Raw genomic sequence first — 8,827 nt, 5'->3', positions numbered from 1 at the left:
CCGATCTCAGCGCCGCCATCACCTGGTACGTGTCGCCCGGCGCCAGGGCGTCCGCGATGGCCCGCGCGGTGCCGGGGGACTCGCCGGGCTCGACGCCCAGCAGGCTGTGCAGAGCGCTGTCCCCGGTCACGACGGCCGTCGCCGGATCCCACACGAACCGGGCCATCCGGCCCTCGGAGCGGTGCGTGGCCGCCGTCCGGACGCACACCGGCTCGCCGTCCCAGGCGACGCACGACCCGTCCCCGTCCTTGTGCTCGTCCTCCAGGTCCCGCAGCGCCGCGCCCAGCTCCTCGGCCAGCCGTGTCATGCGGTCGAGGCCGGACAGCACCTCGGTGGTGTCCGCGGCGGACGGCCGCAACACGGTGAGCACGCCGTACGTCGTCGACCCGCTCATGACCGGCACGTACTGCGAGCCGAACTGGAAGGGCAGACTGGCGGCGAACTGGGGGTAGCGGCGCATGCACTCCGCGGCGTTCGGCAGGACCACCTGGACGCCGAGCCGGTAGGCGTCCGCGACGGGGAATTTATTGTCGACGCTCAGCCGGTTCCAGGGGCGGAACAGCGGCCCGGGCAGCCCCGCCAGCACGGCGAGGCGCAGCAGCCCGGGCGTGCTCGACCGCAGGTAGACGCCCCCGGAGTGGCCGCCGGCCGCGTCGATCGCCTCCGTCGAGGCGTCGATGAGCAGCTCGGCGAGCCGTCCGGGCGTCCCCTTCTCGCGCTCGGCACTCCCAGTCATTGGGGCTCTACCTCGTCCCTGTGGCGCCGGGTGGGTGACACAGCAAGAATGCGCCAGGACGCGGCTCGGGTCACCTGGGCGGACGGGATGGGCTGCAGAGGCACGGGTATCGCCGGTCCGTAGATGTCTGATGAAGTGATCAAGAGTGACTCAAGTGTCGGTGTCGGTTTCAGTGGCGGGAGCTGGGTGCGGTGCGGTGTCGTCGGGTCGGGCCGAGGGTGCCGGATCAGGGCGATAAGTGGGCAGTTGTGACAGGGGAGTTGAGGCCCGACGTGCTCCTGTGACCGGGTCCGCGTCTCGTGGCGTTCAGGATGGCGCAAACTCCGCCTCGCGCGGGGCGAATTCGATCTGTTGCCCGTATTCGTCGGCGGCGACGGACGGGACGGCGCGACACACGGCGACCGGCAGCTGTCATACGGTGACGGCCATCCCGCCGGACAGCCCCCGCCCTCGGCCGGCCGCGCCCGAATTGTTAGCCTCGGCCATGGCCAGTTTCCCTCTGCCCCGCCTCGGATCGCGATGAGTACGGTAGCCGCCGCCTACCCGCTCGGCGCCGGAACCACGCTCGCCGAACTCGCCCGCGACCCGCATCCACGGCTGGCGCGGCTCCGTGAACGTGAACCCGTGTCCTGGCTGCCCGAGTTGGACGGCTGGCTGGTGACCCGGCGCGACCTCGCGCTCGCCGTGATGCGGGACGCGACCACGTACACGGTGGACGACCCCCGCTTCTCCACCGCCCAGGTCGTCGGCCCGAGCATGCTCTCCCTCGACGGGGAACGCCACACCCGCCACCGCGAACCCTTCACCGCGCCCTTCCGGCCGCGCGAAGTACGGGACGGCTTCGCCTCGTTCATCGAGCGGGAGACCGACCGGCTCGTCACCGCGCTGCGACCGGCGGGCGCCGGCGAACTGCGCCGCGCCTTCGCCGGCCCGCTGGCGGTCGCCGTCGTGACCGAGGCACTCGGACTGACCGGCACCACCCCGTCCACCGTGCTCTCCTGGTACGACGCCATCGTGCGGTCGGTCTCGGACATCACCGCCGGGCACGCGGCGGGAGCCGCCGGAACCGCGGCCTACGCGGAACTGCGCGCGGCCGTCGAGGCCACCGTCGCCGACCGGGACGGAGCCTCACTCCTGGTCGCGGCCGCGGCCGGACACCTCTCGGTGCCCGAAGTGGCTTCAAACGCCGCCGTGTTGATGTTCGGCGGCATCGAGACCACCGAAGCGATGATCACCAACGCGCTGCTGCACCTGCTCCAACACCCCGACCAACTCGCCCTCGTCCGGGCCGACATGGGCCTGCTGGACGGCGCGATCGAGGAATCGCTGCGCCTCGAACCCGGCGCGGCCGTCGTGGACCGCTACGCCACCCGGGACACTGTCCTCGGCCCGGCCGCGATCCGCGAGGGCGACCTGGTCACGGTCTCCCTCACCGGTGCCAACCGCGACCCGGCGGTCTTCCCCGACCCCGACCGCTTCGACGTCCGCCGCGAGAACGCACGCCTCCAACTCGCCTTCGCCCACGGCCCGCACTACTGCCTCGCCGCGCACCTCGCCCGCCTGGAGACCCGGATCGCGCTCCACCACCTGCTCGACCGCCTCCCGTCCCTGCGCCTCGACCCGGACCACCCGACCGCCCCGCACGGACTGGTCTTCCGCAAGCCGCCGACACTCCACGTGCGGTGGGACACCGCGACCTGACGCGGGTGAGCTCATGGAGTGACGGTCCGTCAGGAGTCCTTCACTCGCGGCCCACTTGGCGCTCCATGACCTCCACCAGGCGCCCCAGCGCGTTCAGTACCTGGTCCCGGTCATTGCCCAGGCCCGCCAACAGCTGCACCTCGGCTGCGAGTTGGCGGGGGAACAGGTCGTCCACGGCCTTGGCCCCGGCCGGGGTGATGGTCACCAGCGCGGCCCGCCGGTCCGCCGGATTCGGGGTACGGGCGATGAAACCGCGCTTCTCCAGCTTGCCCAGGGCCTTGCTGACCCCCGCGCGGGACAGGCCCAGCCACTCCGCGAGACGGCGGGCGATCACCGGTTCGGTGGCGTGGCGCAGCGGGATCAGCATGTCGACCTCCGGTGCGGTGAGCGCGGCGCCCGCGTAGAGGGGTTCCACCGCCCGGTTCAGGAGTCCGGTGGCGTGCTTGAGCAGGCCGATCAGCTCCATGGGGGAGGTGTCGAGGCCGGGGTTGTGCTCGGTCCACTGCGTGCGGACGTAGATGGGGGAGAGGGACATGCGGCTCGTCTTCTCGCTTCCGGGACTTCGGGGATTCCAGGGATTTCGATCGGACCTTCAGGGGCTTCAGTGTCGGTCCTTCATGGTCCTTCGCGGTCCTTCACCGATCCGTCATTGTTAACCGGTGAACCATCGGTTACCGTTATGGTCATGGTATCGCCGTCCCCCTCCCGTTCCGCCGCCGCGCACCCCGCCGCACCGGCCGACTCCACCGACCCCTCGCGGCGCGCCGCCGTCGCCCTGGTCGCCGTCCTCGCCGCACTCACCGCGGTCGCCCCGCTCGCGACCGACATGTACGTGCCCGGTTTCCCCGCCATGGGCGACGCGCTCGGCGCGAGCAGCTCGGCCGTCCAGCTGACGATGACCGCGTTCCTCGCCGGACTCGTCGTCGGACAACTGCTCATCGGCCCGATCAGCGACAGCCTCGGCCGCCGCGGACTGCTGCTGTCCGGGACGGCCGCCTTCACGGTCTTCTCCGTCGCCTGCGCCCTCGCACCCAATGTCGGTCTGCTCGCCGGCGCCCGGTTCCTCCAGGGCCTGGCGGGCGCGGCCGGGATGGTGCTGGCCCGCGCCGTGCTCACCGACCGCTTCCACGGCGCCGAACTGCCGCGCTACTTCGCGGTGCTCTCCCAGATCATGGGCGTCGCGCCGGTCGTCGCGCCGGTCCTCGGCGGGGCGATCCTGGCCGTGTCGACCTGGCGCGCGGTGTTCGTCGTACTGACCGTGATGGGCGGGCTGTTGCTGCTGGGCGTCCTCCGCAAGGTCCCGGAGACCCTGCCGCCGGAGCGACGGCATGCCGGCGGGATCACGAACACCTTCCGCGCGATGGGCGCGCTGCTCGGCCGGCGTACGTTCATGGGCTACGTCCTCGTCCTCGCGTTCATCTCGGCGGCGCTGTTCGCCTACATCAGCGGCTCCAGCTTCGTCTTCGAGAACCTGCACGGGGTGTCGGCCACGACGTACTCCCTCATCTTCGCGAGCAACGCCGTCGCGATGCTGATCGCCGGCGCCGCCTTCTCCCAACTCGCCGGACGCGTACGGCTGAACAGCCTGCTCGTGGCGGCGGTCGCCGTCGCCGGGGTCGGTGCCCTCACGCAGGTCCTGCTGGTGCTGACGGTGGGGGAGACCCTCGCCGGTACCTGGATCAGCCTGTTCGTCACGGCCGGCGGTATCGGCATGGTCTTCCCGTCGACCCTCAGCATCGGCCAGGCCCTCGGCCGCAGCGCCCCCGGCGCGGCCTCCGCCCTCCTCGGCGGTCTGCAGTTCCTGTTCGGCGCCCTCGCCGCGCCGCTGGTCGGGCTGTTCGGGGAGGACAGTTCGCTGCCGATGGCGGTGATCATGCTGATCGCCGTGGCGGCGGCGGGAGTTGCGCTGGTGGGGCTGGCCAGGCCTTGGGAGGGGCGGGGGGAGCCGACGGCGACGGAGGCGTAGCGGACGACCCGTCCGGAGTTCCCGCGAGTTCCCTCGATTTCCCGGGAATTCCCGCGCAAATGTGCACTGGTTGTGCACTGGGTGCGGCGTGGGGGAGGACCGGGTGACCGGGCGGGACGGGCCCCGCGAGTTGCATACCGCTCGCCGGTCGTTCGATGTCGAGTCGTGGATGAGGCCGCTGTGCGCGTTGGTTGTGGCAGGAGTTGCCGCCTACGCGTCGTATGTCCATCAGCGGTCGTTCGCTCTGTGGGGCGGGGCGGGGCGGGGCGGACACACGGTGAGCGCCTCGTTGTGGCCGTTGTCGAACTGGCCATGGGCGTAGCGGTTCGCCTCTCGCCGTGGGGGGTCCGTAGGGTGAAGCGAAGGTTGATGCGCTCGGTGTCCCCTCCGACCCACCGTAGCCACTCGCGTTGTTCGGATTGGCGAAGCTGCCGGGCCAGCGTTGCTGCGGCAGCCCTGGCCGCAGCCGTGTCGTCCGGAGGCTGCGTCATCGCGCTCACTGCGGCCGGAATGCCGGTGACGGCCACCACCAGGCTCGCCACAGCGACCGGGAAGCCCAGCAGTGTGACGGAGTCGAGCGCCGATCCTCCCTCTATCAGGACCCACAACATCAGGTCTGGATGGTGTCCCACCACGTGGTGCAGCAGCGATCTTTGCGTAGCCCCTGGTCGTGGGGCGGCGAGCATCGCCCGGCGCCGGGCAACTCGTCCGAGCGAGGAATGCCTCACCCCGACCGACGAGGAATGGAACGAGTTCCTGGGCCACTTCGAGCCCCGGAAGCTCTCCCCCGGCACCTGTAGAAGGGCCTTCGGAACCGCATGCATCCACGAACACGCATGCATCCGCTGCCCCAGGCAGGCTCCGTGTCGACTCGGCCCAGAAACGCCGACTGATCGAGATCAGGAACAACCTCCGTAATCGGATCTCAGAAGCTGAACACGAGGGCTGGCTCGGCGAGTTCGGGGGGCTCTGGGTCAGTGTGACCACGGCCGGACCGAGAGACCGCAGCCCGTTTGTAGTCCGTCTATGAACGCGGGCCCCCGGACCACTCAACAACCTCACATTGCCAGCGGAAAGGAAGACCGCGCCTCGGAGAGCTGCCATGCTCGCAACCCCCGAAGGAGGTGGCTGTGACCTCGACCGCGGAAACTCTGGGATCGTCCGCGCCCGTCGCGCGCACAACAGTGGCACGTCTCGCGGACCTCGCTGCCCGACAGCAGCAGGCCCTGGCGGGTGGTTCCGTCTCGGCCGTCGCCCGGCAGACGGCGCGTGGTCGGCTCACAGCCCGTGAACGCGTCGCCCGGTTGCTGGACCAGGGTTCCTTCGTCGAGACCGGCGGGTTGGTGCGCGCCCGCAGCGGCACCGACGACGCGGCGTACGGAGACGGTGTGGTCACCGGTTCCGGCACCGTCGGTGGGCGTCAGGTGTGCGTCTTCGCGCAGGACGCGACCGTCCACGGCGGCAGCATGGGCGAGGCGTGCGGGGAGAAGGTCGTCGGCACGATGGACCTCGCTCTGAAGATCGGCTGCCCGGTCATCGGCCTCAACGACTCCGGCGGCGCCCGCATCCAGGAGGGCGTCTCCTCGCTCGCCCTCTACGCCGAACTGGCCCACCGCAACGTCCAGGCCTCGGGGGTCATCCCGCAGATCTCCGTGATCATGGGCCCGTGCGCGGGCGGTGCCGCCTATTCGCCGGCCATGACCGACTTCACCGTGATGGTCGACGGCACCTCGCACATGTTCGTCACCGGCCCGGACGTCATCGAGGCCGTGACGGGGGAGCGTACGACGGCCGAGGAACTGGGCGGTGCCCGCGCCAGCAACTCGGGGAACGGCAACGCCCATTTCCTCGCCGAGGACGAGGACGACGCCCTGGACCTCGTCCGGGTCCTGCTCGGCTACCTGCCGGCGAACAACCGCGACAGCCCGCCCGAGTACGCCTTCACACCCCGCACCCTCGAACCCACCCCCGACGACCTGCGCCTGGACGGTCTCATCCCCGACCGGCCCGAGACGGCGTACGACATGCGCGAGATCCTGCGCACGGTCGTCGACGACGGCGAACTGCTCCAGGTGCACGAGCTGTTCGCACCCAACATCCTCTGCGCGCTGGCCCGTATCGAGGGCCGTTCCGTCGGAGTCGTCGCCAACCAGCCCATGCACAGCGCTGGTGCGCTGGACATCGACGCCTCCGAGAAGGCGGCGCGCTTCGTCCGCTTCTGCGACGCGTTCGGCATTCCGCTGCTGACCTTCGCCGACGTGCCCGGCTACCTCTCGGGCACCCAGCAGGAGCAGACCGGCATCATCCGGCGCGGCGCCAAACTGCTGTACGCCTACGCCGAGGCCACCGTGCCCAAGGTCACCGTCGTGGTCCGCAAGGCCTACGGCGGCGGATACGCCGTCATGGGCTCCAAACACTTGGGCGCCGACGTCAACCTCGCCTGGCCCAGCGCCAGGATCGCCGTGATGGGGTCCGAGGGCGCGGTCACCGTCCTGCACCGGCGCGAACTCGCAGCAGCGGCCGTGGTCGGCGAGCAGACCGCGGTGGACTTGAGGGCGAAGCTCGTGGCGGAGTACGAGACGGCCTGGGCCACCCCCTACGCGGCTGCCGCGCGCGGCTACATCGACGCCGTCATCGCGCCGAGCACCACCCGGGCGCACATCACCCGGGCCCTGCACACGCTGCGCACCAAACGTGCCGCCGTCCCCGACCGGCGGCACGGCAACATCCCGCTGTGAGTGAAGCGAAGCCCTGACCGCATCACTCCGGACGCGGACACCACCTGTGACGTGAGGAGTTCCCCCATGCCCGCGCGCGCCCTTCCGCATGCCCCCGGCACGACCTCAGCAGCACCGGACCGTCCGACCACGCTCCCCGCCTACCTCGCACACTGGGCCCAACACGCCCCCATCCGGCCCGCGTTCACCTTTGTCGACCACACTTCCTCCGGGGTACGGGGCAGCCACCGCACCCTCACCTGGCAGCGCGTCGACGTACGGACCCGGGCGGTCGCCGCCCGGCTCGCGGACACCGTGGCTCCCGGCGAGCGCGTCGCCGTGCTCTGTCCCCAGGGCACCGAATACGTCATCGGCTTTCTCGCCGCGCTGACCGCCGGCACCGTCGCCGTACCGATGTTCACCCCCGACCTGCCAGGACACGGCGACCGCCTGGCCGGAGTCCTGGACGACGCGCAGCCCTCGGCCGTCCTCACCACCAGCGCCGCGGCCGAGACCGTAGGCACCTTCCTGGACGCGCACGGCCTGCGCCACCGCCTGATCGTCACCGACTTCGTCTCCGACGACCAGGCCGACGCGTGGCAGCCGCCCGCTCTGGACGAACAGTCGACCGCCTACCTCCAATACAGCTCCGGATCGACCCGGTTCCCCACCGGGGTCGAGATCTCGCACGCGAACGTCGTCGCCAACGCCGGCCAGGCGCTCACCGCGTACGGCGCCGACGACCGTCGCCTCACCATGGTCGGCTGGCTGCCGCTCTACCACGACATGGGACTGGTGCTCAGCGTCGCCACTCCCGTCGTACGCGGACTGCTGTCCGTCCTGATGGATCCCCTCGCCTTCCTCCAACGGCCCGCCCGCTGGCTGCACTTGATGTCCGAGCACCCCAACGTCCTCAGCGCCGCACCGAACTTCGCGTACGACTACTGCGCGGCCGTCGTCGCCGAGAAGGACAAGGCCGGGCTCCGGCTGGACCGGGTCGCCGCGCTCGTCAACGGCAGCGAGCCGGTACGGCCCGAAACCGCCGATCGCTTCGGCGCCGCCTTCGCCGGACACGGACTTCCGGCCGACGTGCACTGCCCGTCCTACGGGCTCGCCGAAGCCACCGTCTTCGTCAGCGCACACCGGCCCGGACAGCCGTTGCGCCGATACGCCCTGGACCGCGAGGCCCTGGCGGCCGGCAAGGCCCTGCCCGTGCCACCCGGTGACCCCGCCGCCGTTCTGCTCGCCGCCTGCGGTGAACCCGTCGGGCAGGCCGTGCGCATCGTCGATCCCGTCACCGCCACCGTCCTGCCCGCGGGGGAGGTGGGCGAGATCTGGGTGCAGGGACCGAACATCGCGCGTGGCTACCTGGAGCACGGCCCGCAGACCCGCAAGACCTTCCAGGCCCGACTCGCGCACACCCCCGGCCACTGGCTGCGCACCGGCGACCTCGGCACGGTGCTCGACGGTCAACTCCTGGTCAGCGGGCGGCTGAAGGACCTGATCATCGTCGACGGACGCAACCACTACCCGCAGGACATCGAGAACACCGCACAAGCTGCCCACCTGGCGATACGCCCCGACCGCCTGGCGGCCTTCGCGGTGCCCGCCGGGCACGTCCCCGGCGCCGGAGCCACCATCGCGGCGGAGGGCGCCGTGATCGTCGCGGAGCATGTTCGCGGTCTGGACGCACCCGCCCGCGCCCCG

At 71.1% G+C, this 8,827-nt stretch carries 5 protein-coding genes and 1 pseudogene; 4 read left to right on the top strand and 2 right to left on the bottom strand.

Features of this window, described 5'->3' with window-relative positions:
- Positions 1-736 (bottom strand): annotated as a pseudogene (locus tag R6V09_RS38905) (SpoIIE family protein phosphatase); the annotation flags it as partial.
- Between the two features lie 519 nt (positions 737-1,255).
- Here R6V09_RS38905 and R6V09_RS38900 point away from each other — a divergent pair.
- Complete coding sequence (locus R6V09_RS38900; protein WP_317886196.1) at positions 1,256-2,437, top strand: cytochrome P450; 1,182 nt, start codon at positions 1,256-1,258, stop codon at positions 2,435-2,437.
- 40 nt (positions 2,438-2,477) lie between these two features.
- Here R6V09_RS38900 and R6V09_RS38895 read toward each other — a convergent pair whose 3' ends face one another.
- Positions 2,478-2,972, bottom strand: a complete 495-nt coding sequence (locus R6V09_RS38895; RefSeq protein ID WP_317886195.1) for a MarR family winged helix-turn-helix transcriptional regulator — start codon at positions 2,970-2,972, stop codon at positions 2,478-2,480.
- Positions 2,973-3,122: 150 nt separating this feature from the next.
- On the opposite strand from R6V09_RS38895, the gene R6V09_RS38890 reads away from it, so the two are divergent.
- The 3 genes from R6V09_RS38890 to R6V09_RS38880 all read left to right on the top strand — a co-directional run.
- A complete protein-coding gene (locus tag R6V09_RS38890) occupies positions 3,123-4,403 on the top strand; it encodes a multidrug effflux MFS transporter (protein ID WP_317886194.1) in 1,281 nt (426 codons plus the stop codon).
- Positions 4,404-5,533: 1,130 nt separating this feature from the next.
- Positions 5,534-7,141 carry an acyl-CoA carboxylase subunit beta gene (locus R6V09_RS38885; protein WP_442810220.1) on the top strand — a complete coding sequence of 536 codons (1,608 nt, stop codon included), beginning with the start codon at positions 5,534-5,536 and terminating at the stop codon, positions 7,139-7,141.
- A 66-nt stretch (positions 7,142-7,207) separates the two neighbouring features.
- The coding region (locus R6V09_RS38880; protein ID WP_317886193.1) for a fatty acyl-AMP ligase at positions 7,208-8,827 on the top strand (1,620 nt) is incomplete at its 3' end.

This window comes from Streptomyces sp. W16, assembly GCF_033194735.1.
In the GTDB taxonomy this organism is placed as follows: domain Bacteria; phylum Actinomycetota; class Actinomycetes; order Streptomycetales; family Streptomycetaceae; genus Streptomyces.
This window is presented reverse-complemented; position numbering and strand designations above follow the sequence as displayed.